The following is a 25,366-nucleotide window of genomic DNA, read 5'->3' as shown; positions in this document are numbered from 1 at the left end:
AACCGGACCCAAGTTTAAATAAGCGTTATCAACAAAGCTTATCTGCTTGGCGGCCAAACGCCAGCCCTCTCAGGGACTGAGCCTATTCGGGTGAACGCATCGTTTCAGGTAAGTCACCTGCCAGACCGGCGGCGTGGCGCATGGCTTGCTGCTTCGCCAATGGCAGTCGGTTCACGGCGCTCATACCTAAGCCACGAACGAGTTTTTTCAGCGGATGGGTACCACTAAACAGCTGCTTAAACCCCTCCATCGCCGCAATCATGGCGGTTGCATCGGCTTTACGCGAGCGCTCGAAGGCTCTGAGATTGCGGGCTAATCCGATATCCTTGTTCTGTTCATACAAAGCCAACAGCGTTTCGGCCAGTGCCGCTACATCCATCAGTCCCAGATTGGCACCCTGACCCGCCAGAGGATGAATTGTGTGCGCCGCATCACCGGCTACCACCACGCGTTCTTTCACCCATTGGCGTACATAGCGCATCGTCAGCGGGAAGCTGACTCTCTGGCTCTGCACTTCGCATAAGCCCAACTGATTATCGAAGGCAGCACTGAGGGCATGATTAAAATCTGAATCTGACAGGGTCTTGAGTTGCCGGGCCTGAGCGGCATCCTGTGACCAGACGATGGAACATAGCGTAGGGTCTTTCAGAGGCAGGAAGGCCAGTGGTCCAGTGGGAGTAAATACCTGCCGGGCGGTATCTTGGTGCGGCTCCGCGGTTTTCACCGTCGCTACAATGGCGCTGTGCTCATAGTCCTTAAAAGTCAGTGGTAAATGCGCTAAGCGCCGAATGGCCGAGTTAGCGCCATCTGTCCCCACTACCAAAGCAGCACTGATGACCTGTCCGTCCGTGAGAGTGACAAAAGCTTCGGATTTGCCCTGCGCCAGAGACTGGATACCAACACCATCCATCAGGCGCACATTAGCCGCCCCCTGCAGTGAGTCCATCAGCGCATTGGTTACTGCCTGATTCTCGATAATATGGCCTAGGTGCGGCAAGAGCAGATCATGATGATCAAAATGAATACGCGCAAAGCTATCCTGCTCCCTGACATCCATCGCCGTGTATGGCTGTTTGCGTTCAATGAGCTGCCATACACCTAAGCGACGAAACAAGTTCTCACTGGCCTGGTTGATAGCACTGACTCTGAGTTCAGGCTCTGTGTTCAGTGGCCGCTGAGGCAACCGCTTATCCACCAGAACCACGTTCAGCGGGGAGTGTTTCAACGCAGCGGCCAGAGTCAGTCCTACCATGCCGCCCCCGACGATGAGCACATCGACTTGTTGCATCAATTTATCCCTCGCTGATAACCCATTGCTTGCCTTGCCAGCACACTTTTCAGCGGCGAGCAGTGTTGTAGCGCTGCCAATCCCAGATTACGCCCCACCACCAGCGGGAGTAACTGATTCGAAAACATGCGCACCAGCGTATCTGTCAACTGAATAGTGCTATGCTGATCGCGCCGCCGACACCGATGGTAATGACTGAGCAGTTCGTAATCGCCAGCATCCCTCGGGGCCTCATTGAGTAACCCTGTCAGATCCGCCACATCCCGTAAGCCAAGGTTAAACCCCTGCCCGGCTATAGGGTGCAGCGTACGTGCCGCATTGCCGATAACCAGAGTGCGGTGAGCGTAATTACGTTCTGCCCGGATTAACCTCAAAGGATAAGCATAACGCTGACTGAGCCGCTCAAAACGGCCCAAAGAGTAACCAAAAGCCTGCTGTAATTCAGTCAGAAAGTGAGCTTCGGGAAGGTCACTCATGGCCTCAGCCTGCTCCGGATTCAAGCTCCACACCAACGAACTCACCTGCCCTTGCATTGGCAGCAAGGCTAAAGGCCCGGTAGAGGTGAAACGCTCAAAAGCACGTTGCTGATGAGGCTTTTCGTGCGCCACATTGGCAATCACCGCACTTTGCTTGTACTCCTCAACCGAAGACTCAATGCCAGCCAGCGCAGCGGTCTGTGAGGGTGCTCCATCCGCCACGACCAGCAATTTCGCTCTGAGCTGACGCCCGGAAGCCAGCTGTATGCCTACCCGCTGGCGCTGATAGTCAAGCGATGCCACCGTATCCGGACAATACCAATGTATCGATTCATCCATCGATTGACGCAATAGTCTGCCCAGGTCATACAAGGCCACTACTCGTCCAAGGGCATCCACGTATTGCTGTTCTCGCGCCAGCTGACACTGCCCCAAGTGGCCCTGATCAGACACCTTGATGCGATGAATGGGGGTTGAGATTTGTTTTAAATCGCTCCCTAATCCCAGCGCCTCCAGGAAACTGACCGAATAGTGCGACAACGCGATCACCCGCGCATCAAAGCCCGGATGGTGTTTGCCATCGGTTAGTTGGCGTGGTTCCACCACTGCCAGACGCAGGCCGCTGCCTTGCAGAGCCAGCGCCAGTAAGCTGCCGACGGTGCCACCGCCGACGATGACCAGATCAAAGTCGGTATCGGTTGTCATCACCGCTATCCAGGTTGTGGCGGGTCGTCATCAGCGCTTCTATCGCTTCAATGGTTTTGGGCACCCCTTGAGTCAGGTTGTCATGGCCCTGCTCGGTTACGACCAGATTATCTTCAATGCGAATACCGATTCCGCGCCATTGCTCTGCCACATCCGCCTCAGGCGAAATATAGATGCCCGGCTCCACCGTCAGCACCATACCCGGCTGCAGAGGTACCGGTGTTTCGCCCGTTTTGTATAGCCCCACGTCGTGCACATCCAGTCCCAGCCAGTGGCCCAGGCCATGGATAAAATATTCGCGGTAGGTTTTCTCATCCATGTGTTGCTGAAGACTCCCTTCAAGGATGCCCACATCCAGCAGCCCCTGGGTAATGACTTCGGCCGCCGCTTCTGTAGCCGCCACCAACGTCCCGCCCGGTTTAATATGCTTAAAGGCCGCCAACTGAGCGTCCAGCACAATCTGGTAGAGCTGCTTTTGCGGCTCGGAAAAACGACCACTGACCGGGAAAGTGCGGGTGATATCGGCCGCATAGCCGTTAAACTCACCGCCTGCATCTATCAGCACCAGCTCTCCTTCGGCGAGCTCATCTTCATTGGCGGTATAGTGCAAAATACAGGCATTATCTCCGCCACCAACGATGGTTCCATAAGCCGGGTAATGAGCCCCGTGCATAGCAAACTCATGATGCAACTCAGCAGCCAGCTGATATTCGTAACGACCCGGGCAGCAATACTGCATAGTTCGTTTATGAGCTGATACGGAAATGGCCGCCGCCTGGCGCATTGTTGCGATCTCGGCCTCTGACTTGATCAGCCGCATTTGGTGGATCAAGGGTCTGGGATCGATCAGCGTATCCGGCGCATGGCCGGTCTTAGGTTTATTACGCAACATCTGCAAAGTGGCAAAAACCTGTTTATCCAGCCACTCATAAGCGCCTTGAGGGAAATACAGCGAGGTTTTATGGTTTAACAGACTTTCCAGCTCGCCTTGAAAGTCATCCAATGCATTCGCCTTATCCACTCTGAGCTGTTCTTTGGCCGCTTCATGGCCCAGGCGTCTGCCATGCCAGACCTCGGCTTGGGGGTCCTTAGGGCGGCAGTAGAGTCTTGTTTCCAGTTCGTCTGGCTGCTTAATCAGCACCAGCACCGCATCTGGCTCGTTAAAGCCAGTCAGATAGTAAAAGTCACTGTCCTGACGAAAAGGGTATTCGGTATCGCGACTGCGAGTGACCTCGCCGGCGGCCGGGATTACACACAGGCTATTGTCGGTGAGTTGCTCGGCCAGACGCTGGCGACGGGCTACGTATTCCTGTATCGGGATCATATCAGTGTAAAGTCTTTGACGGTTTATCAGCTGAGGACTCGCGACGACCATGTTCACCAAAGCAAAGCATGGCTGAGACCCGCACGTATTCGATGACTTCAAACAACGCTTGCTCGGCGTCTTCCCCTTCCGGCATATCTTCATCCATGCGGCTGATTTCGGAAAAGTCCTGCAGCGCCTCACGCACATCGTCGGACATTTTGCCCATGTCCACCTGATGCAGCCCAAAGCCTAGCAAGAAGCCCTGCACCCACCTGATCAGAGCTTGCCCCCGGTCGTTAATGGGCGTGGCGTCATCGGGCATGCAGATGGCCAGCTCGAAATCACCGGACTGCATCTGCATGGCGGTTTGTTCAAATAAGGTTCGAACCTGACGCTGGATGTCGGCTGGCAAGGGGTCACCCTGATTAATAAAGTCACTCAACTGAGGCAACCAGTCGTCACTCTGTAAATCCAGTCCGCCCGCCATCATGCCGGCGAGAATACCGTGGACTTCAGCCGCGTCGGTGGCCATCTTCTCACTGTTCAGCGTGGCCGATAACTGATCGTGCAATTTATAAAAATCCGACAAAGCAGACTCTCTCGATTAGAAGGTGTATGGAGTACTAATGGTATTAGCCTTAGTTTAACTCGTTGTGAGTCCAGATGGCAGGGTCATAACAACGACAACATGGGTAAATTCCCGTCAACCAGTTCAATCTTCATCACTCTGTGCTAGCCGAAGCCGGGTGCCGGATCCTATAATGAGGTTGAAGTCGGGGCAAAAAGCCCCCAGCTTTTTATAGACGGTTCAATGTCTCCTGAGATGTTCGCCAGTTCAGCACTCGTCCCTGGCCGATGCTTAACACCAAGGGAACTGATTCCGTTACTATTGAGCAAGCTCAGCATGCACTGAGAAGCCTACGGTAACGATGATGCTCCCACCCTGAACTATACGGTTCTAGGGCACTCACTGAACAGCGGCATTTTGGGAGGCGCCCGCCTTCCTATCCCAGCAGGTGATACATCGGGTTAAAAATTTTGACTGGCCTGTGGTAGCCTCAACCTATGTATGGCTGACCTGCTTCCCGGTATGAATACTCAGCTTAGACGTCCAACAAGCAAAGCTTCGATTGTCGAAACGCGCCGCTTTTACCGCCAGCAACGGCGTGCCCTCAGCCCTGAGCAACAGGTGAAGGCAGCCCGGCAACTGGTAAAACATTGCCAGCAACAACCTCAGTTCCAGTCGGCTCACAAAGTCGCTTTATATCTGGCCAATGATGGGGAGCTGGACCCTCATCCGCTGATCGAACATTGTTGGCAAGCCAATAAAGACGTCTATTTGCCGGTATTACACCCTTTTTGCGCCGGTTATCTGGTCTTTGTTCACTACGGGCCGGAAACATTAATGCAAGCCAACCGTTTCGGCATTCCCGAGCCCAAGGTGGAATGCCACAGACTGTGCCCTATTGAACAGTTGGATATTTTGTTTACACCGCTGGTGGCCTTCGATACTAAAGGCAATCGTTTGGGCATGGGCGGCGGCTTTTATGATCGCACCCTTAAACCCGTTTACCAGCGTCCCAAACCAACGCTGATCGGCCTGGCTCATGACTGTCAGCAGGCCGACAGCCTGCCGGTGCAGCCCTGGGATATTCCATTACAAAAAATTCTCACGCCGACTCAGGAATTTAACCTGTGAAAGGCTAGAATAGACTCACTTTACATCACACAGAGTAACCACAATGACACAGGACGAACTGAAAAAAGCCGCCGCCCATAAGGCGCTGGAGTTTATTGAAGACGACATGATTGTCGGGGTAGGCACAGGCTCCACCGTGGCCCATTTTATTGATGGACTGGCGACCATCCAAGACAAGGTCAAGGCCACCGTCTCCAGCTCCGATGACTCCACAGCCAAACTGAAGGCGCTGGGTTTTGAGGTCTGGGACTTAAATGCCGCCGGTAGTGTGGATATCTACATAGATGGTGCCGATGAGATCACCGAACATAAACAGATGATCAAAGGTGGAGGTGCCGCCCTGACCCGAGAGAAGATCATTGCTGCCGCAGCCGATAAATTTGTCTGTATCGTAGACCAATCCAAACAAGTCGGCGTACTGGGGAGTTTCCCTCTGCCTGTGGAAGTCATCCCTATGGCCCGTTCCTATGTGGCTCGTCAAATCGTCAAGCTGGGCGGCGACCCTGAATGGCGCCAGGGCGTGGTCACAGACAATGGTAATGTCATTCTGGATGTGCATAACCTGAGCATCCTTAATCCTGGCGAGCTGGAAACGCAACTGAATCAAATCGTGGGGGTGGTCACCAATGGTCTGTTCGCCCATCGCGGAGCCGATGTGGTGATAACGGCATCCAAAGAAGGCGTTCAGGTTTCCTGACCGTTAACCAGCCCCCTGCCCGGCGCTGATGAAAAACAGCACATTTTGCTTTGCAGATTAGCGCCTTTTTGCTATTTTGGACGTCTAGACGTTCAGACAACCAATCACTATATCGGAACCGCCATGAGCAAAGTCTCGTTATCCAAAGATAAGATTAAGATTCTGTTATTAGAAGGCGTGCATCAGAGCGCGCTGGAAAACCTGAAAAACAACGGTTACACCAATATTGAGTACCTGAAAACCTCATTACCAGAGGACGAACTCATTGAGCGCATTAAGGACGTTCACTTTATTGGTCTGCGCTCACGTACTCAATTGACTGAGTCAGTGTTTGAGGCCGCTGAAAAGCTGGTCGCTGTGGGGTGCTTCTGCATCGGAACCAACCAGGTCGATCTTAAGGCCGCACAGAGCCGCGGTATCCCGGTATTTAACGCACCTTTCTCCAACACCCGCTCTGTGGCGGAGCTGGTTCTGGGCGAGATTATCCTCCTGTTACGCGGCATCCCTGAAAAGAATGCCAAGGCCCATAAAGGTGGTTGGCAAAAGAGTGCCAATGGCTCCTTCGAGGCCCGTGGCAAAAAACTGGGCATTATCGGCTACGGCCATATCGGCACGCAGTTGAGTATTCTGGCCGAGCACCTGGGCATGCAAGTGCAGTTTTATGATATTGAGGACAAGCTGGTACTGGGTAACGCCAGCCAGGTGGGCAGCCTGAATGAGTTGCTTAAAAGCTCCGACGTGGTCACCTTGCATGTACCGGAGACTCCACAAACCAAGAATATGATAGGCGCCGCCGAGCTTGCCGCTATGAAACAGGATGCCATATTGATTAATGCCTCACGCGGCACGGTCATTGATATCGACGCGCTCACAGAGGCACTCAGAGACAAGAAGCTGGCCGGCGCGGCCATTGATGTCTTCCCAGTGGAGCCCAAATCCAATAAGGAAGAGTTTGTCTCACCATTGCGGGAATTCGACAACGTCATCCTGACCCCCCATATCGGCGGCAGTACTCAGGAAGCCCAGCAAAATATCGGTATCGAAGTAGCCGGTAAGATCGCCAAATACAGCGATAATGGCTCTACGCTGTCGGCGGTCAACTTCCCAGAGGTGTCGCTGCCGTCTAATGTGGATCGCTCTCGCATCCTGCATATTCACCGTAACGAGCCGGGTGTGATGAACAAGATTAACCAGGCCTTTGCCGAAATGGATATCAACATCGCCGCTCAATACCTGCAGACCACCCCCGAAATCGGCTATGTGGTCATCGACCTGGATATTGAAGACTCGCTGGAAGCATTGGAGCAACTCAAGCAAATTCCGGGGACCATTAAAACCCGGGTGTTACACTGAGCATCGCTTTCTTAAGATGGAAATACCGGCCGGGCGCCGGTATTTTTTTGTCTGCAAATTACTCCTGCGCTTACAGGCTGTTATAGTTAGACACAGCATTGAGCAACCGAGTAAAAACATGCCGCTAAGAACCCTCTGCCTTTTGCTGGCAATCATTGGCACTTATGGGCACGCTGTCCCGGTTCAGGTTATTGTAACCGCGCCCGGCGGAGAGGCTTTGTCCGGTGGCGTCGTTTACCTGACCAGTGACCAGCCGCTCCCCGAGGCAGACCCTGAACACCTGGCCCAGATGGACCAGGTCAGTCGGCAATTTAAGCCTCATGTTCTGGTCGTCCAAAAAGGTTCCCGGGTGATCTTTCCCAACTCCGATTCGATTAAACATCATGTGTATTCCTTTTCCCCAGCGAAGACCTTTGAGCTGGAATTGTATAAGGACCGGGCGCCAGAACCATTGACCTTTGACAAACAAGGCCAGGTAGAGCTCGGCTGTAACGTGCACGACTGGATGTTAGGTTATATCTATGTTGTGGATACTCCCTATTTCACCCGCACGAACCAGGATGGCCAGGCAACCCTGGACGTCCCAAAGGGGAACTATCAACTGCATGTTCGGCACCCACGACTGGATGAGCCCTCACCGGTGACACAACCGCTTGAGGTGAAAGATTCTGTTACCACACGTGTGACTCTGAGCAACCCCTTGCTCCCGGGCATCAATTACCAGCAGGATGAAGACGAGTTTATGGGGTACTGATGATGAAGTGGTGGTCAATTAGCTCGCTGCGTGGACGGATGCTATTGGTGTTTTTCGCCATCGTCTGCCTGATCGTGGCCGTGACCTTAGTGACGGTACAAAATGCCGCCTATGATCATTCAAAGGGTCAGATGCTGGCACACACCAAGACCTCGGCACGCGTAGTCGAAGATAAGATACTCAACCGCAGCGAGCAAATTCGGGCCGCGTTGGATACGCTCGCCAAAGACTTCAGCACCAAGCGGCTGATCGCCGGTGGACATGAAGACCAGGCCTCGTTGCAGGCTGCTCTGGGTAATCACCGTCGTCGCCTGGAGACAGATCGCCTCTGGGTTCAGGATGGTCAACAAAAACTGATCACCGCCAGTCCCAAATTGGAGGGCCTAACAGGACAAGACGTTGAGGATTTTGCCTCCCCCGGCATTCACTGGCTGGCACTGCAGGATAAACTTTACTTGGTCAATAGCAGTCCGGTGCGCTTTGTGGAGAGTTCACCCAAGGTCAATGCCTGGCTGGTCTCCGCCATCCAGGCCCACCGGCTGGTGACAGACCAGTTAGTAGAGCTGACCGATATGCAAGTCAGCATCCTGGACCATCAGGGGCGCATCGTGGCCTCCAGCTATTCAGAACACTATCAACAAGAATTCGCTCAGGCCTCACTCAACATTCAGCCCGGATTACACCGCCTGGTGCTGGGCCAACAAGACTTTGTGTATGCAACGGCCAAGCTCGGTAGTAGCCACCCCATTATTCTGCTGCTAACGACCACCGCCGACCAGGCTTTCTTGTCCTATAACAGTTTGATTGGACAGTTGTTACTGATTCTGGCACCGGCAGGATTGTTAACTCTGCTCGCGGCTATTGCTATTTCCAATGGCATTTCCCGACCGCTGACCAGGCTGGCGAGTGTCGCCAACCGAATTCGCCAGGGGCAGTATGTGGATCGGCTTCCCTCGACAGGGACCGCAGAAGTCGCTGCGCTGGCCGACGCCATCGATGATATGCAGCGAGGCATAAAACAGCGGGAAGCCGATATCGAAAAACTGGCCTACTACGATAGCCTTACCAACTTACCAAATCGTAACCACTTCAATAATCATTTGCAGAAGTGCATTGAAGCCCGAACCCCGCTGGCACTGTTTATGCTGGATCTTGACCGGTTCAAGGATATTAACGATACCCTGGGCCATGCCATTGGCGATAGAGTGCTGAAGCTGGTGGCGGAGCGCTTGGAGAACCTGTCTTTGGCTTCTGGATTCTTAGCCCGACTTGGCGGGGATGAATACGGCCTAGTTGTGCCGTTACCCGAGCAGGAATCCATTCACCCCATTATTGAACAGGTGGTAAAGGCCTTCCGTCAACCACTGGAAGTAGACCGGGTTGTCATGGATATGGACGCCAGCATCGGCGTTGCGTTTTACCCCGAGCACGGCCAGACTCCGGCGGAACTGATTCAATGTGCTGATATTGCTATGTACCAAAGCAAGTCTGGCCATCAGGCTTATGCCCTGTATCAACCAGAGTTGAATCAGTTTTCGGTGGAACGTTTGAGCTTAATGACAGAATTACGCAGTGCTATCGAAAACCAGCAACTGCAGCTTTACTTTCAGCCCAAGGTGGATTTACAGCAGCAAAGCGTTATCGGTGTTGAGGCTTTAATTCGCTGGTTTCACCCCGAGCTCGGCTTTATTCCTCCCGACGAGTTTATTCCCCTGGCCGAACAAACCGGCGCGGTTCGCGATTTAACCCATTATGCCATTGCCGAGGCTCTGAAATACCAACAACAGTGGTGGGATCAGGGTCATAAGCTGAATGTGGCGGTAAATATCTCAGCGCTGGACCTGGTGGACATGCATCTTCCCGAATACGTATCCGAGCTATACAAAAACAATGCACTGAGCCCAGAGCAGCTCACCTTGGAAGTAACCGAAAGCTCAGTAATGAACGACCCTGACACCGCAATTGTTGCATTGCAGCGGCTCAGAGACATGGGTATCACCTTGTCCATTGATGACTTTGGTACCGGCTACTCTTCTATGGCACAACTTAAGAAAATGCCGGTTCAGGAGTTGAAGATCGATCGCACCTTTGTCATGGATATGGTCACTAATGACGAGGATCAGGTGATGGTTAAGACGCTGATCAGTCTGGCTCAGAACCTGGGAATGAGCACGGTGGCCGAAGGCATTGAGGAAGAACAAGCACTAACACTGCTGACAAACTATGGCTGTAACAAGGCGCAGGGATATTTCATTGGCAAGCCTATGTCGGCCGACGACCTGGCAGAGTGGTTAGCGCCGCCGTGCGACTGGCTTAAGACCCCCTGATAAATACAAAAAAGCCGACCTGTCGGCCGGCTTTCCGTCATTCTTTTCTTAACTCAGAAAAAGGTATATACCAGTGTTACCGCGGTTTCCGTATCCAGATTTTCAATACCCGGATCCACATCTGAGTTATGGTTAAGCAGTAATGAAACCTTCATTGCCAGAGAGCCATTGATCTGGGCCGATACGGATGTTTCTGACTTGGACTTGGTATTGTCCGAGCCCACCTCTGTACTGAACTTCTGGCGGAAGGTCGCGGTATCGGAAATCTTCCATTTATAATCCAGCGCGCCCCGCACAATCATACCGCTGACGTCTTCACCGGGAATAACATTACCATCAGCATCCACCGTGTCGACTTTGTCCGCAAAGGAGTAACCCGGACCGACACTGTAGTTGAACGAGCTTGTTTCACTTTTCCAAAGCTGCTGGGCCCAACCGGCCGCGATTGTCGCCTGGTATTCAAAGCCGCTGAATCGGTCATCTTCATAGGAGCCAAACGCAAACAGACGATGGTTCGGGTTCTCTAGCTTGTAGTTACCTTGACCGGATAAGAAGATTTTCTGAGCCGAGGTTTCTGAACTGTATTGATCATCAGTGCCTTCAATCAGCACTTCATCTTGCTTGTACAGAGCCTCAAACACATAGTCATTGCTCCAGTTTTCCAACTCATGACTGGCATTCAGTTTGCCTTTCACCGATGTGGTCTCAGTATTACCCGTTGTCAGCAAAACGCCTAACTCACCATCCATACTGAAGGTCTTCGCGGCCTCAGAACCGGTGTTTCCCCCTGCAGAGGGTTCAAAAAGGGCGTCCAGGGCATCGGCCTGCGCGAAGGCGGAGGTAGATACTAAAGACAAAAACAACAATGAACGATTCAGTGTCATGGAAATCCTTAATCTATTGCAACTAGCGGTTAAAATTTAAACGCGCATATTGTAACTAAATTACAGCTTCTGTGTAGAGGCTTGTGTATTTATTTTTATACAGGAGGTCAAAAACCGAGCCGGTAACTCACCGACTCGGTTTTCGTGTTTGGTTTTTAACTGCAGGAGGCCTGAAAAATACTGGCAATCGATTGATCTAAGGTCTGGTTAAACTCATCGTCAGATTGGCTGGCCGATAGCCCCTCGGTCAATGCACGTGAGAAACTGGCGATCATGTCATTGTTAGCAAACAGCTTCTCATTAGCTTGCTCGCGACTGTAACCACCGGATAAGGCAACAACCCGCACCACATTCGGATGCTCGATACAGTCACGGTAGTAATTATCCACTTCCGGCAGAGTCAGCTTAAGCATCACCTTCTGCTCGGCGTCCAGTTTATCCAGCTCGGCCAGAATGGCTTGCTTTAACAGCGCCTCGGCGTCCGCTTTATCGGGGCAGTGAATGTCCACTTCAGGCTCAATAATGGGCACTAAGCCCGCGGCAATAATCTGCTTACCCACTTCAAACTGCTGTTGCACCACGGAATGGATACCATCGGCATTAGCTTCTTTGATGACAGAACGCATCTTGGTACCAAATACCCCTTGCTGCCTCGCCTTACCCAGTAACCCATCCAGATTGGGAATAGGCTTCATGACCTGCACGCCGTTATCCTCATCGGCCAAGCCTTTATCGACTTTCAGGAAGGGCACGACCTGCTTTTTCTGCCACAGAAACTGAGCCGATGGCACACCGTCGATGTCTCGATCCAGTGTATCTTCGAACAGGATGGCACCCAAGATACGATCACCGTCAAAAGCCGGGCTGGTCACGATGCGAGTCCGCATCTGATGCACCAGAGAAAACATTTCATCGTCACTGGACCACTGTGACTCTTCAACGCCATAAAGACGCAGCGCTTTGGGGGTACTGCCACCACTTTGATCAAGCGCTGCGATAAAACCTTTGCCGGTTTTAACCTTGGTAAACATTTGTGCGTGAGCTTCGGCTGCCATTGGCAACACTCCTTTATTGTTTAGGGCCTGGGCCCGATGTAGGGTTTAGAAGAATTGAGCGGGGGCTGGGCCCCTCTTATTTTTGTTCGTCTTATTATAAACAAAACCGCCTGCAGTAGCAGCAGGCGGTTAGGGATTTATTAGATTTGATGGCCATTCAGTTTGCCGTTATTCCCTGGCGCGCTTTTCCAGCATCTCTACAGCAGGGAGTGTCTTGCCCTCCAGAAACTCCAGAAACGCCCCGCCGCCGGTAGAAATATAGGATACCTTGTCAGCAATGCCGTATTTATCCACCGCTGCCAGCGTATCGCCACCACCGGCAATAGAAAAGGCGTCGCTCTCGGCAATCGCCATAGACAGTGCCTTGGTTCCCTCGCCAAACTGGTCAAACTCGAATACGCCGACAGGCCCATTCCAGACGATGGTGCCCGCCTGCCTGATACGCTCGGCAAACACCTTGGCCGTATCCGGACCGATATCGAAGATCATATCGTCGTCGGCCACCTCGCCTACCGACTTGCTCTCAGCGGCGGCATCCTCGGCAAACTCTTTCCCGGTGACGACATCGGAGGGCACCGGAATATCACCACCCGCTGACTTAGCCTGTTCCATCAAGCGCTTGGCTTCGGGGATTAAGTCCTGTTCATACAGAGACTTGCCCACCGGCTGGCCACTTGCGGCAATAAAGGTATTAGCGATCCCCCCGCCAACAATCAACTGATCCACCTTGGTAGACAAAGACTCTAACACCGTTAGTTTGGTCGATACCTTTGAGCCACCCACGATCGCCAGCAACGGTCGGTTAGGATTGTCCAGCGCCTTGCTTAAGGCATCGAGTTCACCGGCCAATAGCGGACCAGCACACGCCACAGGTGCGTAGACGCCCACACCATGGGTAGAGGCCTGCGCCCGGTGCGCCGTACCAAAAGCATCCATGACAAACACGTCACACAGGCTGGCGTATTGCTTCGCCAGTGTTTCATCATCTTTTTTCTCGCCGGGGTTAAAGCGAACGTTTTCCAATACCACCAGTTCGCCTTCACGCTGGTCCACGCCACCGAGATAATCTTTTTCCAGCCTTACCGGTACCTCCAGAGCTTCCACCAGATAATCCACCACCGGCTGTAACGATAACTCTGGGTCATACTCACCTTCTGTGGGGCGTCCGAGATGGGACATCACCATTACCTTGGCGCCACCTGCCAGAGCCTTCTGAATGGTAGGAATAGAGGCCTTAATACGGGCATCCGAGGTCACTTTACCGTCTTTGACGGGGACATTCAGATCCTGGCGGATCAGCACTCGCTTGCCATCGAGTGTCACATCATCGAGGGTTAGTACGTTCATAGGAATTCCTTAGACTGGATTAGAGATTAGAAAGTATCGGCCATCACAGTGACCGTATCCAACATGCGATTAGCAAAGCCCCATTCGTTGTCACACCATACCAAAGTCTTGATTAAATGTTTGTGACTGACCCGGGTTTGGGAGCCATCGACGATGGCCGAGTGAGGGTCGTGATTAAAATCCACCGACACCAGCGGCTCTTCGGTGTACCCCAAAATCCCCGATAACCGGCCATCCCGGGCTTGCATCAAGGCCTGGTTGACTTTCTCCCGATTCACCTCATCGAATACGGTCAGGCTCAGATCCATGGCAGTAACATTGATGGTCGGCACACGCACCGCAATCGCTTCGAAGCGCCCTGAGAACTTGGGCAAGATACGTTCTATACCGGCCGCTAAGCGGGTATCCACCGGGATGATGGACTGACTGGCGGCCCGGGTACGACGCAAGTCATCGTGATAGGCGTCGATCACCTGCTGATCGTGCATAGACGAATGAATGGTGGTGATAGTACCACTGTCTACCCCGAAGGCCTGATCCAATGCCTGTATCACGGGAACGATACAGTTGGTGGTACAAGAGCCATTTGAGACAAGTTGATGGTCGCCGGTCAGTTCATGATCATTGATGCCATAGATCACGGTGGCATCCACATCCGGAGTGGCGGGCTGAGAGTAGAGCACCCGCTTAGCGCCCTGTTTCAGATGCGCCTCACCGGACTGGCGATTACCATAAACGCCAGTGCACTCTAAGACCACATCCACGCCCAGCTCCGCCCAGGGCAACTGCTCAATCGACTCACGATGCAGCAGTTGAATGCGATCCCCGGCCACCAGCAACTGGTCACCGTCTAAGGCCACATTAAAACCAAAGCGGCCGTGGGCGGTGTCGTATTTAAGCAGGTGAGCGATGCCCTCAGGCTTAGCCAGTTCGTTGATGGCAACAATCTGGATCTGCTGGTTGCGCCCCGTTTCGTAAAGAGCCCGGAGCACATTGCGACCGATACGGCCAAAGCCATTGATGGCAACTTTGATCATGAAATAGGACCTTCCTGCATGGTTCAATTATGTGCGTCGAGTTGGCATTCAGCTAGCCTTGTCATACGCAGACTCGCCGTAAACCCATCCTAGGATCTCCTGTGCGGCTTCCTGCCGCACAGGATCTGCTTAATGACAACACTCCCTGAGCATAAAGCCAAGAGCAAGCCTCGACCAAAAAGCGGTTAGGCTTCCAGCAACTGTCTGGCAGTGTCCACGACATTGGTAGCAGTAAAGCCAAAGTGCTCCATCAGCACGCCGCCCGGGGCGGACTCACCAAAGGTGGTCATACCGACGACCTTGCCGGCAAAACCCACATACTTGTACCAGAAGTCGCTATGGGCCGCTTCCACCGCCACCCGTTTGGTGACTGAGGCAGGCAATACGGACTCTTTATAATCAGCTTCTTGGTGGTCAAATACCGACGTGCTGGGCATCGATACCACACGCACTTTCTTGCCCTGCTCGGTAAGCTGACTGGCGGCCTCAACGGTAATCGCAACCTCAGAACCGGTGGCGATCAGAATCAGTTCGGGCTGACCATCACAATCTTGCAGGATATAGCCACCACGGGCGATGTTCTCGATCTCCGCTTCACTGCGCTGCTGAGCTTTTAACCCCTGGCGACTGAACACCAAAGAAGTGGGACCGTCCTTACGTTCCAGCGACGACTTCCAGGCCGCTGCAGTTTCAGTGGCGTCACAAGGTCGCCAGGTATGCATATTGGGTGTCGTGCGCAGATTAGTCAGCTGCTCTACGGCCTGGTGAGTAGGACCGTCTTCGCCCTGACCAATGGAGTCATGGGTGTACACAAAGATATTGGGAATCCCCATCAGTGCCGACATACGCACCGCATTACGGGCGTATTCCATAAACATCAGGAAGGTGGCGCCATAGGGGCGGAAACCGCCGTGTAAGCCGATGCCGTTCATAATGGCGCTCATGCCAAACTCGCGCACACCATAGTAGATGTAGTTGCCGCTGGCGTCTTCGCCGGTCAGCCCCTTAGAGCCAGACCACAGGGTCAGGTTAGAGCCGGCCAGATCGGCGGAACCGCCAAGCAATTCAGGAAGATCTTTGGCAAAGGCTTCGATGGTATTTTGTGACGCCTTACGACTGGCAATATCTTCACCTTTATCCTGACATTCGCGGATAAAAGACTCGGCCTTCGCATCAAAGTCAGCCGGCAACTCTCCGTTCAGGCGACGATCTAACTCAGCGGCCAACTCAGGGAAGGCTTCAGAATAAGCGGCAAACTTATCATGCCACTCATGTTCGATAGCGGCACCTTTTGCCTTGGCATCCCACTCGGCATAGATTTCTGAAGGCACGTCGAAAGGCCCATGTTCCCACCCCAACTCTTTGCGAGTGGCGGCGATTTCATCGTCGCCCAGAGGCGCACCATGACAGCCGTGGGTACCGGCTTTGTTAGGAGAACCGAAACCAATCACCGTACGGCAGCAAATCAGAGTCGGCTTGCCGGTTTCAGCGCGCGCCGCGTCGATGGCTTGTTTAATCTGCTCAGGGTCGTGGCCATCCACATCACGCACCACATGCCAGCCATAAGACTCAAAACGAGCCGGGGTGTCATCGGTAAACCAACCTTCGACGTCGCCGTCGATGGAGATACCGTTGTCGTCCCAAAAGGCGATCAGCTTACCCAGACCCAGGGTGCCCGCCAGTGAGCAGGTTTCGTGAGAGATGCCTTCCATCAGGCAACCATCACCCATGAAGCAGTAGGTGTAGTGGTCAATCACATCATGGCCGGGACGATTAAATTGCGCCGCAAGCGCCTTTTCGGCTATTGCCATGCCCACCGCATTACTGATGCCCTGGCCCAATGGTCCTGTGGTGGTTTCCACGCCCGGGGTATAGCCATACTCAGGGTGCCCCGGAGTTTTGGAGCCCAACTGACGAAAGTTTTTGATCTCTTCGATAGACAGGTCGTAACCACTGAGGTGTAAAAGTGAATACACCAACATGGAGCCATGGCCATTGGATAAGACAAAGCGGTCGCGGTCTGTCCACTCAGGGTTTTCCGGGTTGTGTTTAAGATAATCGCACCACAGTACCTGGGCGATATCGGCCATTCCCATGGGGGCACCCGGATGACCGGACTTGGCTTGTTGGACCGCGTCCATGCTCAGAGCACGGATAGCGTTGGCGAGTTCTCGACGTGAGGGCATAACTACTCCTGGGCCATCAATATGTTGTGTATTTCGAAAAAGGCTACTTATCTTACCGACTAAACCGTGTTCTGCAATGGCTGGGCAAGGGCTTTTTATGCCGTTTTACCAGCTTATATTACACCACGGCTTTTACCGTGAAACTGGAAACCAAAACTAACAAACAGGCGTTTAGACGTCTAGAAGTAAAAACTGGTAAAATCGGACCGGCTTTCGTACACTAGGCTCAAACAGGATCCGACAAACCTGTGACCCAAACGACAGAGGAATAGAGGCAATGGCTAAACAATTATTCACTTCAGAGTCCGTATCCGAAGGTCATCCGGACAAGGTCGCCGATCAGATTTCAGACGCCGTACTGGATGCCATTTTAGAACAGGACCCTCGGGCTCGCGTGGCCTGCGAAACCTACGTCAAAACCGGCATGGTATTGGTCGGCGGCGAAGTCACTACGACCGCCTGGGTGGACATTGAGCAACTGACCCGTGATGTGATTCGGGATATTGGCTACACAAGTTCTAAAATGGGATTCGATGCCGATTCCTGCGCGGTCCTCAACGCCATTGGCAAGCAAAGTCCGGACATCAATCAGGGTGTGGATCGAAGCTCACCGGAAGAACAAGGCGCCGGAGACCAGGGCCTGATGTTTGGCTTCGCCACCAATGAAACCGAAGTGCTGATGCCAGCCCCCGTCACGTATTCGCACCGCTTAGTGAAGCGTCAGTCAGAGCTGCGCAAGAGTGGCCGTTTAGATTGGCTGCGCCCCGATGCCAAGAGCCAGGTGACTTTCGCCTACGAAAACGACAAGCCCGCCGGCATCGATGCCGTGGTGCTATCTACCCAGCACAGCGAAGATATCAGTACCGCCGACCTCACCGAAGCGGTGATGGAAGAAATCATTAAGCCGGTCTTGCCGGAGCAATGGCTGACCAAGGACACCAAATACTTTATCAACCCGACGGGGCGTTTCGTCATTGGAGGCCCTGTGGGTGACTGCGGCCTGACCGGACGTAAAATCATCGTCGATACCTACGGTGGCATGGCCCGTCACGGCGGCGGGGCGTTTTCCGGTAAGGACCCGTCCAAAGTGGATCGTTCTGCTGCCTATGCTGGCCGATACGTTGCCAAGAACATCGTTGCCGCAGGGTTAGCCGATAAATGTGAGATTCAGGTGTCTTACGCCATCGGTGTGGCTGAGCCGACCTCTATCAGTATCGACACCTTCGGCACCGGCAAAGTAGATAATGCCACGCTGGTGGCTCTGGTGAGAGAGTACTTCGACCTGCGCCCCTATGGCCTGATCAAGATGCTGGACTTAGAACGCCCCATTTTCCGTCAGACTGCCGCCTATGGCCACTTCGGTCGCGAGGAATTCCCCTGGGAGCAAACGGACAAGGCCGAGCTGCTTAAATCCGCCGCCGGAGTCTAAGCCAACCGATACGATCATCAGGACACCGTCACACACCGGATCACTATTCGCCCCTTAATGGCAGAATCTGGTTTGCGACCTGTCCTGATGACATCTCACACTCATCTCCCCTTTAATCCTTGATGTCATAAAAGATCTGCTGTTTTCACCTGTCGCTTTTGCTATCTTGATTTGAAGTGCATTAGCGGAGGTTCACCATGAAGTGGAATCAACTCATTACCTTGGCCGTTATGGCGATTTTTATTACGGCCTGTGCCAAGTCCCCCACGGGTCGCAGCCAGCTAAAACTGTATTCGTCCGATCAGCTGGCCGAAATGGGGAAACAAGCCTTTGACAGCATGAAGTCAGAGCAGAAAGTCTCCTCTCAACCGGTGCAAAATGACTATGTCACCTGTGTTGCCAGACACGTTGCAGCGCAAGTTTCCAAAGAGGTGTATAACGGCCAGTGGGAAGTGGTGGTGTTTGATGAGCCTCAGGTGAACGCTTTTGCCCTGCCCGGCGGAAAAATCGGCGTCTATACCGGCCTGTTGAATGTGGCCGAGAACCAACATCAACTGGCGGCGGTGATTGGTCACGAGGTGGGTCATGTGATTGCCGAGCACGGCAATGAGCGCATGTCTAACAGCGCCCTGATCGGCATCGGTATGCAGGCCACTCAGCAGATTCTGCAGGCCAATGAAGTCGGCAACTCTAATATGATTATGGCCGCTTTGGGAATATCAATAAAAGGCTTTGTAGAATTACCATTCAGCCGCACCCATGAAACAGAAGCCGATGTCATCGGCCTGCAGCTCATGGCCAAAGCCGGCTTTGATCCCAGACAATCGGTCAACCTGTGGCAGAATATGGATAAGGCAGGTGGTCAGCGGTCACCGGAATGGCTGTCCACTCACCCTGCCCCCAGCAGCCGGATTGAAAAATTGCAGAAAAACATGCCAGGCGCCCTTAAAGCCTATAAACAGGCGCCCAATAAGCCAAACTGTCGATAGCAAACAGCTAAGCCAGTCACAGAGTCGCCGTTAGCCCTTCTTGATGTGGCTCCCTGCGACCTCCTTACCAGACGGGATCTGTGACTGGCTGCACCTCACCCTGACGCCGATTTACAGAAACCGCTCATACTCGTTGAGCAAATCGTCTCCCAGCGCTCGCTTTAGCGGCTCCAGATAAGGCTCGAAGTGCTTCCATTGAGCCAGTCCCGAACGATAAATGGGCTGACGTACCTGCTCGGCACTGGGCGTTTGGATGGCCCGTTCGGTTTTATAAAAATCCAGACACTGAGACTCAAAGGGTAAACCACAAAAATCCAGTAACCGTTTTACCTGTCCTTCCAGGTCATTAACCACGTCTTCATGTTGAACCCGCAGTACAGCTCCGGGTAACACCTCATCCCAGTGGTCCATCAGGCGCACATAGTCTCTGTAGTAACGGCCTATGGCCTCAAGGTCATAACTGAAATCCTGCCCTTCCCCAAATAGCTGCTTAAAGCCACTGAAACAGCACGCCATGGGGTGACGGCGTGCATCGATGATTTTGGCATTGGGCAGGATCAGTTTTATCAGGCCGACATGCATAAAGTTATTGGGCATTTTATCGATGAAGAAGGGCGCGCCCTGCCGATAGGCTTTGGTTTCTTCTAGATATTGCTCTCCAAAGCGCCGCATCAGTTCCGGTTTCAGGTCCGCGAGGCTCTTCGGGTAAACCTGTCCGTTTCGGGTCGGATTAACGGACAGACGGCGCGCCAAACCCAATATATTGTGCAGCTCCATGGTGCCGTCCACCTGCGAGTGTGACGCCAGAATCTGCTCGAGTAAGGTCGAGCCGGAACGCGGCAGACCAACGATAAAAATGGGGTCGGTAGAATCACAGCCCGCTCCGGCAAACTGCTCAAACAATTCTGGCGTGAGACTTTGGATCTGCTTCTCAACTCTGTCCTCGGTAAACTGAGCACTGTAGCCATTGCTGCCAAATTTAAGATCATTACCTAAACGATACTGCTCAAATGAATCGGCGTAATTTTGTCGGTCCTCGAACGCCTTACCCAATGCAAAATGGGCGTGGATCTTGTCGTTTTCAGCGGCATTTTCGCTACTGAACACCTCCCTCATGCGCTCGATTTCGTCCTCGGTAAATTGATAAGTCTTAGTATTGGCTAAGCTCCAGAACGCATCACCGCAGTTTGCATTTTTCAAATAGGCGTTCCGGTAAGCATTAATTGCTTGTTGTCGTTGTCCCTGAGTTTTGTAAGCGTGTCCCAGCTCAAGCCATAATCCGTATTTTTCAGGGGTTTTGCTCAGTAAGTATTTAAGTCCCTTAATCCCCTCATCCAGTTCTCCTAAGCCGATATGCGATGTGGCCTGAAGTGACGATGCGCGCTCGTTATTCGGGTCCATATTGATGAGCTTTTCTGTCTGTTGCTTCGCTCGATAATATTTACCAATTTTTATCAATAAGCTCGCATACTGTTCTCTTGCCTGAGCCGAGTCGGGGTAAATCTCCACGGCGCTCTCCAGCAAAAATTCAGCGTCGTCGTATACCTTCATTTGCTGGGCGATATCGGCAAGCAAACAAAGTCCGTCATGATGATGTTTATGCTGCCGCAGGAACTGACGGCAGAGCTTTTCTGCCTGTAAAAGCTTGCCTTCATTCATCAGGTCTGTCGCAGCGAGTATCGGCTTAGGAAGCCGCTTCAATCTCTCGATACGAGCCTGAGTCAGCTTCACAGCCTGTTCATTACCTTGTGCCTGATAAAGCGCTAACAATGACTGCCAGCTGGCCAGCAACGCAGGGTTCAATCTCGTTGCCTGATAAAAAGCCTTTGCGGCCTCGTAAGGTTGCTTTTGCGCTTGATAAAGATAGCCCCGCTCCTGCCATGCGCGGGCGTAGTCAGGCCGAAGCGATAGCAGTTGGGTTGCAGACTCTAACGCTTGTCCATACTGCTTTAGATAACGCTGACACACAATGCGCATGTAGCATAGCTCCACCTTGTCATCACGACCGACATTTCCGGTCAGGTGATGGTCAATGCTTGCTAGAGCTGCATCGAATTGCCCCTGCTGAATCTGTGACTGAATCTCAGCTAACGGAACCGCGGATATTGTTTCTGGCAAGACCTGTTTCTCCAGTAGACTTTTCGTTTGAGGGTATTTCATCCTAATTAATACAACAAAGGCAAGCGCACGGCGCTTGCCTTTGACCTTAGGAAGTCTCTACAACAATGCTAGAAGGCATCGTAAGAGAAACGAACTCCGACCGTCCGGGGACGACTGGATACGACCTTCGGCGTATACTGCTGCGTATCGATATACTGAATGCCTCTCTCATCAAAGACGTTGTCGATAAACAACTCGGCACTCCACTCGTCAGCTTGTACACCAAATGCCAGGTTTGCTACAGCGTAGGCGTCCTGAACATAGCGGCCACCAGCAAAGGTATTACCATCAGGATCAGTGTAACCCGCACCTTCATAAACTGCGGCTTCCTGCTCAATAGTTAAGCCACTGCCTGTGCCGTAAATCAACTGAGTGGCGTTTTCCATTGCATAGGCGTCCATCTTCATTCCAACTTTCCGGTCACCGGTGTAATTAATGGAGCCATTTACATAGCCTTCCCAGCCATTGTCCATCATGTAAAAGTAACGGGCGGCCAGATTACCGGAGAAATCAGCAGAGAAAGGCAGTTCACTGCCTTCCGGCGGTGCAATACCTCGTAGCTCTCTGTTGATTTCGGTCAGTTCTGTATCCAATACACTGAAGGCACCGGTCAGTACCAGGTTACTAGTGGCATACCATTGGAAGTCGGCATCAACACCTTGAACTTCAGCTTTACCCACATTATCGGTAAACACCAGGAAGCTAATATTCGTGGGGTCGAAGCGAGATGTTTGCAGATCGTTAATTTCAGAATAGTAACCTGTGGCGTTAAACTTCAGGCTGCCATCCAGAAAAGTACCCTTCATCCCCAGCTCATAGTTATCCAGGGTATCGGTCAGTGAATAAACCGGAATACGGAACCCTTCAAAAGCCCCACTCTGGGTAGATGAAGCATCGCCCCCTACACGGTTAGTCACCGGTGGACGGAAACCTTCTGAATAGGTGGCGAATAGCAACACATCGTCATTCACTTTCCAGTCCAGAGAAGCCTTTAAGATAGTATCATCCACGCTTAGAGTGCCACTATCATCTAACAAGCTTACATCAAGTTGCCCTGACTGGATCGCTTCAATAAAGTCGCGACCATCATCATTCAGGCCATCTGTTACATCATCCATTGTCAAATTTGGATCGTTTGAGACATCCTCTTCGGTAATTCTAGGCCCAAAGAAATCTAACAAAGCCTCATCACTTCCATCACCAAAGGCACGTAAACGACCACTAACATCAGCAGTGGTTGTTGAACCTTTGTAGATATCATCAATCTCATACCAACGTGCACCCAAGGTCAAGGTCACGTTGTCGGTGATGTCATATTCACCCTGACCGAAAACAGCGATTTGCTCCATGGTATGAGTGACATCATTGACGAAGCTGACCTCTGAAGGGAACGGCCCGCCATCGGAGTTGATCCCCTCATCTCCTGCCAGAGTCCGGGCTAAATTGGGGAACTTCTCGGTGCTTGCAATTTTAAACTGACCGACCGTTGCGACTTCCTGGTCATCATAGAAAACACCGGCCGTGATCCGCCAACGATTCTCCATCGGCGTATTAATACGAAACTCGTGAGTCACACGAGAGGACTCTGTTTCCTCTTTGTAGAACTTGGTCGGGTCCAGACACGCCTCATCTTCAGGCGCGATGTCACCACCATAGTTACAGACATAGAATGCAGAGAACTGACCACCGTTGGTATAACCTGTGTAGTCGATATTGGAATAAATATCACGATCCAGGAAGCCACCGGTGTAGACTACCTCCAGCTGATCCATACGACCCTCAAGTGTCCAGGTTGTCAGACCGAAGTCATCATCATTGGTCTCTGGCTGGAAACGGTTAACAGAACTTTCACCATCCAGGTTCGGGTCATAAGAGAATACCCCCTCAGTCGCCAGAGACTGCTGGGTATGCTGTACCAGCAGGTTCCAATCGGCGTTGATGTTGTAAGACAATCCAAAACGCGCGCCTGAATACACGGCATCGTTAATGTCATCTTCAACCAGGTGATCATTCTTAGGGGCTGTTACCGGGGTATTTTCAGGGTCAGATAAGACACCTCCGGAAATACGACTGATCACGACAGCGCTGCCTTTATACCCCTTGCCATCAGGATCGTTCAGGATATTATCGATCCAACCGCCTTGATTATCGTTGTAAGCGGCAACACGCACGGCCAGGTCATCGGTGAGCGCCAGATTCAGATAGGCCTCTACCGAATTGCTCATCTCACCGCCCTTAGTGGTGCTGACACTGGTATCAAACCCTGCCGCAAAACCTGCGTGATCGGGCTTGTTAGTGATCAGACGCACAGTACCGGCCTGTGAGCTGGCACCGAACAAAGTACCCTGCGGCCCCGGTAACACCTCGACACGTTGCATATCGGTAGCGTAAACATCAAGGTTACGACCCTGCATGGAAATAGGTTGCTCATCAAGATAGAACGCTACTGCTGGCTGAAGTGCCTGTACCGATGACAGCGTAATGCTACTTTGATTGGTTGCTGCGCCGCGGATATAGACCTCATTCTGACCAGGTCCAGTCCCCTGGAAAACCACATTAGGCAAAAACTCAACATAGTCGTTAAAGTTATCCAACCCTAGGTTGTCCAGCTGCTTACCGTTCAGGGCATTCACAGCGACAGGAATGTCTTGTACGGACTCGGTACGTTTGGTAGCGGTGACCTGAATGGTTTCAACCACCCCTTTCTTTTCTTGTTCTTCTTGGGCGATGGCTGTGGAGCTGCTGGCCGCCAGCGCCGTAATTACGGCATAACTTAGCTTCTTACGACTAAACATAAGTGTGTTCCCCTATTATTGTTAGAGCACTACAAATAAAAAGTACTACAAACTCGAAAGTTATCACTCTCAGTCTAGCAAACTTCATTTTCCTCACGAAAGCGAAGTCGACTAAACTCTCAGTATAATCAAGGATATCGCAAAGTAGTAAAATTTTACTGCGCCCTTCAGGTACTGACAAAAATGGAAAAAAGTTTATATTCTTAGAAAGGAAATATTTGTGAACAAACAATTCCACTCCATCGTCTAATTTAGGTAAAATTACGAACTCACAGAAGATAGGGGCGAATGATTCTATTCAGCCCGTGGGCGTGCGATACAGAAAGGAGAATAACTTGGAAAAGCACGACGAATTATTGGTCTCTTTGCGGCGAGTAATCAGAGCCATTGATTTACGCTCTAAAGAACTGGAGCGCACCGTTGGGCTTACAGGCCCTCAGCTAATGATCATGCTGGAGCTACAACAACGCTCTGGCACCATGGTTAAAAAACTGGCCGAGAAAACCAACCTGAGTCCGGCGACTGTGACCAGCATTTTAGACCGGCTGGAGTTAAAGGGGCTGATCAACAGGGTACGAAGCACCGAAGACAAGCGCCGAGTGTCGCTAACCCTAACGGACAAAGGCGAAGAAATTCTGGCTGGGGCACCCAAACCACTGCAGGCCAACTTTATAAACCAGTTCGACCAACTGCATGACTGGGAACAAAGCCAACTGGTTGCCTCAATGCAACGTATCGCCAGCATGATGGACGCCGCAGACTTGGATGCCTCGCCCTTTCTGGAAGTGGGTGGGCTAAGAGACCAACAAAAGACAAGCTGATGCAGCACCAGCCTCTATAAATAAAAAAGAAGCCGCGATTAAGCGGCTTCTTTAGTTG

At 52.2% G+C, this 25,366-nt stretch carries 19 protein-coding genes and 1 other RNA gene; 9 read left to right on the top strand and 11 right to left on the bottom strand.

The genetic code is table 11. The annotated features are described in order from the left end of the window. Nucleotides 1–82: 82 nt before the first annotated feature. From HMF8227_RS03170 to HMF8227_RS03155, 4 genes are read right to left on the bottom strand one after another with little or no spacing between them, the layout of a single operon-like run. On the bottom strand, nt 83–1,288 hold the full coding sequence (locus tag HMF8227_RS03170; RefSeq protein ID WP_204101025.1) for an FAD-dependent monooxygenase: 1,206 nt from the start codon (nt 1,286–1,288) through the stop codon (nt 83–85). Further along, nucleotides 1,288–2,469 carry a 2-octaprenyl-6-methoxyphenyl hydroxylase gene (gene ubiH, locus HMF8227_RS03165; protein WP_109338798.1) on the bottom strand — a complete coding sequence of 394 codons (1,182 nt, stop codon included), beginning with the start codon at nt 2,467–2,469 and terminating at the stop codon, nt 1,288–1,290. The genes HMF8227_RS03170 and ubiH overlap by 1 nt, the downstream gene beginning before the upstream one ends. Continuing rightward, entirely contained in the window at nt 2,447–3,793 is a 1,347-nt protein-coding gene (gene pepP, locus HMF8227_RS03160; RefSeq protein WP_109338797.1) for a Xaa-Pro aminopeptidase, read from the bottom strand. The genes ubiH and pepP overlap by 23 nt, the downstream gene beginning before the upstream one ends. Nucleotide 3,794: 1 nt before the next feature. Continuing rightward, on the bottom strand, nt 3,795–4,364 hold the full coding sequence (locus HMF8227_RS03155) for a UPF0149 family protein (RefSeq protein ID WP_109338796.1): 570 nt from the start codon (nt 4,362–4,364) through the stop codon (nt 3,795–3,797). Between the two features lie 223 nt (nt 4,365–4,587). On the opposite strand from HMF8227_RS03155, the gene ssrS reads away from it, so the two are divergent. From ssrS to HMF8227_RS03125, 6 genes are all read left to right on the top strand, one after another. Continuing rightward, nucleotides 4,588–4,771, top strand: a non-coding RNA gene (gene ssrS / locus HMF8227_RS03150) — 6S RNA. Nucleotides 4,772–4,844: 73 nt separating this feature from the next. Beyond that, entirely contained in the window at nt 4,845–5,474 is a 630-nt protein-coding gene (locus HMF8227_RS03145) for a 5-formyltetrahydrofolate cyclo-ligase (protein WP_239421182.1), read from the top strand. Nucleotides 5,475–5,517: 43 nt separating this feature from the next. Continuing rightward, nucleotides 5,518–6,171 carry a ribose-5-phosphate isomerase RpiA gene (rpiA, locus tag HMF8227_RS03140; RefSeq protein WP_109338795.1) on the top strand — a complete coding sequence of 218 codons (654 nt, stop codon included), beginning with the start codon at nt 5,518–5,520 and terminating at the stop codon, nt 6,169–6,171. Between the two features lie 123 nt (nt 6,172–6,294). Next, nucleotides 6,295–7,524, top strand: coding sequence for a phosphoglycerate dehydrogenase (gene serA / locus HMF8227_RS03135; protein WP_109338794.1), 1,230 nt, complete (start codon nt 6,295–6,297; stop codon nt 7,522–7,524). A gap of 118 nt (nt 7,525–7,642) precedes the next feature. Beyond that, entirely contained in the window at nt 7,643–8,278 is a 636-nt protein-coding gene (locus tag HMF8227_RS03130) for a methylamine utilization protein (protein ID WP_239421180.1), read from the top strand. Next, entirely contained in the window at nt 8,278–10,605 is a 2,328-nt protein-coding gene (locus tag HMF8227_RS03125) for a putative bifunctional diguanylate cyclase/phosphodiesterase (protein ID WP_109338793.1), read from the top strand. The genes HMF8227_RS03130 and HMF8227_RS03125 overlap by 1 nt, the downstream gene beginning before the upstream one ends. A 53-nt stretch (nt 10,606–10,658) precedes the next feature. On the opposite strand, the gene HMF8227_RS03120 is transcribed toward HMF8227_RS03125, so the two are convergent. The 5 genes from HMF8227_RS03120 to tkt all read right to left on the bottom strand — a co-directional run bounded on the left by HMF8227_RS03120 (nt 10,659) and on the right by tkt (nt 17,114). Then, the gene (locus tag HMF8227_RS03120) at nt 10,659–11,495 is read right to left on the bottom strand and encodes a DUF481 domain-containing protein (protein WP_420820550.1); all 837 of its coding nucleotides are present in this window, start codon (nt 11,493–11,495) and stop codon (nt 10,659–10,661) included. Nucleotides 11,496–11,644: 149 nt separating this feature from the next. Further along, complete coding sequence (locus tag HMF8227_RS03115; RefSeq protein WP_109338791.1) at nt 11,645–12,544, bottom strand: fructose bisphosphate aldolase; 900 nt, start codon at nt 12,542–12,544, stop codon at nt 11,645–11,647. 168 nt (nt 12,545–12,712) lie between these two features. Further along, entirely contained in the window at nt 12,713–13,891 is a 1,179-nt protein-coding gene (locus HMF8227_RS03110; RefSeq protein ID WP_109338790.1) for a phosphoglycerate kinase, read from the bottom strand. A 26-nt stretch (nt 13,892–13,917) separates the two neighbouring features. After that, on the bottom strand, nt 13,918–14,928 hold the full coding sequence (gene epd, locus HMF8227_RS03105; protein ID WP_109338789.1) for an erythrose-4-phosphate dehydrogenase: 1,011 nt from the start codon (nt 14,926–14,928) through the stop codon (nt 13,918–13,920). 185 nt (nt 14,929–15,113) lie between these two features. Further along, nucleotides 15,114–17,114 (bottom strand): transketolase, encoded by a 2,001-nt coding sequence (gene tkt, locus HMF8227_RS03100; protein WP_109338788.1) that lies wholly within the window; start codon nt 17,112–17,114, stop codon nt 15,114–15,116. 277 nt (nt 17,115–17,391) lie between these two features. Between tkt and metK the strand changes: the two genes are divergently transcribed. Together metK and HMF8227_RS03085 are read left to right on the top strand one after the other, a co-directional pair. Next, nucleotides 17,392–18,543 carry a methionine adenosyltransferase gene (metK, locus tag HMF8227_RS03090; protein ID WP_109338786.1) on the top strand — a complete coding sequence of 384 codons (1,152 nt, stop codon included), beginning with the start codon at nt 17,392–17,394 and terminating at the stop codon, nt 18,541–18,543. 197 nt (nt 18,544–18,740) lie between these two features. Continuing rightward, nucleotides 18,741–19,532 carry a M48 family metallopeptidase gene (locus tag HMF8227_RS03085; protein ID WP_109338785.1) on the top strand — a complete coding sequence of 264 codons (792 nt, stop codon included), beginning with the start codon at nt 18,741–18,743 and terminating at the stop codon, nt 19,530–19,532. A gap of 111 nt (nt 19,533–19,643) precedes the next feature. Here the strand turns inward: HMF8227_RS03085 and HMF8227_RS03080 are convergent, their stop codons facing one another. Then, a complete protein-coding gene (locus HMF8227_RS03080; protein ID WP_109338784.1) occupies nt 19,644–21,692 on the bottom strand; it encodes a tetratricopeptide repeat-containing sulfotransferase family protein in 2,049 nt (682 codons plus the stop codon). A 68-nt stretch (nt 21,693–21,760) separates the two neighbouring features. Beyond that, nucleotides 21,761–24,487: a TonB-dependent receptor gene (locus HMF8227_RS03075; RefSeq protein WP_109338783.1), complete on the bottom strand. Its 2,727-nt coding sequence runs from the start codon at nt 24,485–24,487 to the stop codon at nt 21,761–21,763. Nucleotides 24,488–24,822: 335 nt separating this feature from the next. On the opposite strand from HMF8227_RS03075, the gene HMF8227_RS03065 reads away from it, so the two are divergent. Further along, complete coding sequence (locus HMF8227_RS03065) at nt 24,823–25,308, top strand: MarR family winged helix-turn-helix transcriptional regulator (protein ID WP_109338781.1); 486 nt, start codon at nt 24,823–24,825, stop codon at nt 25,306–25,308. The last annotated feature ends 58 nt before the right edge of the window (nt 25,309–25,366 follow it).

The sequence above is a fragment of the Saliniradius amylolyticus genome, assembly GCF_003143555.1.
Classification (GTDB): Bacteria; Pseudomonadota; Gammaproteobacteria; order Enterobacterales; family Alteromonadaceae; genus Saliniradius; species Saliniradius amylolyticus.
This window is presented reverse-complemented; position numbering and strand designations above follow the sequence as displayed.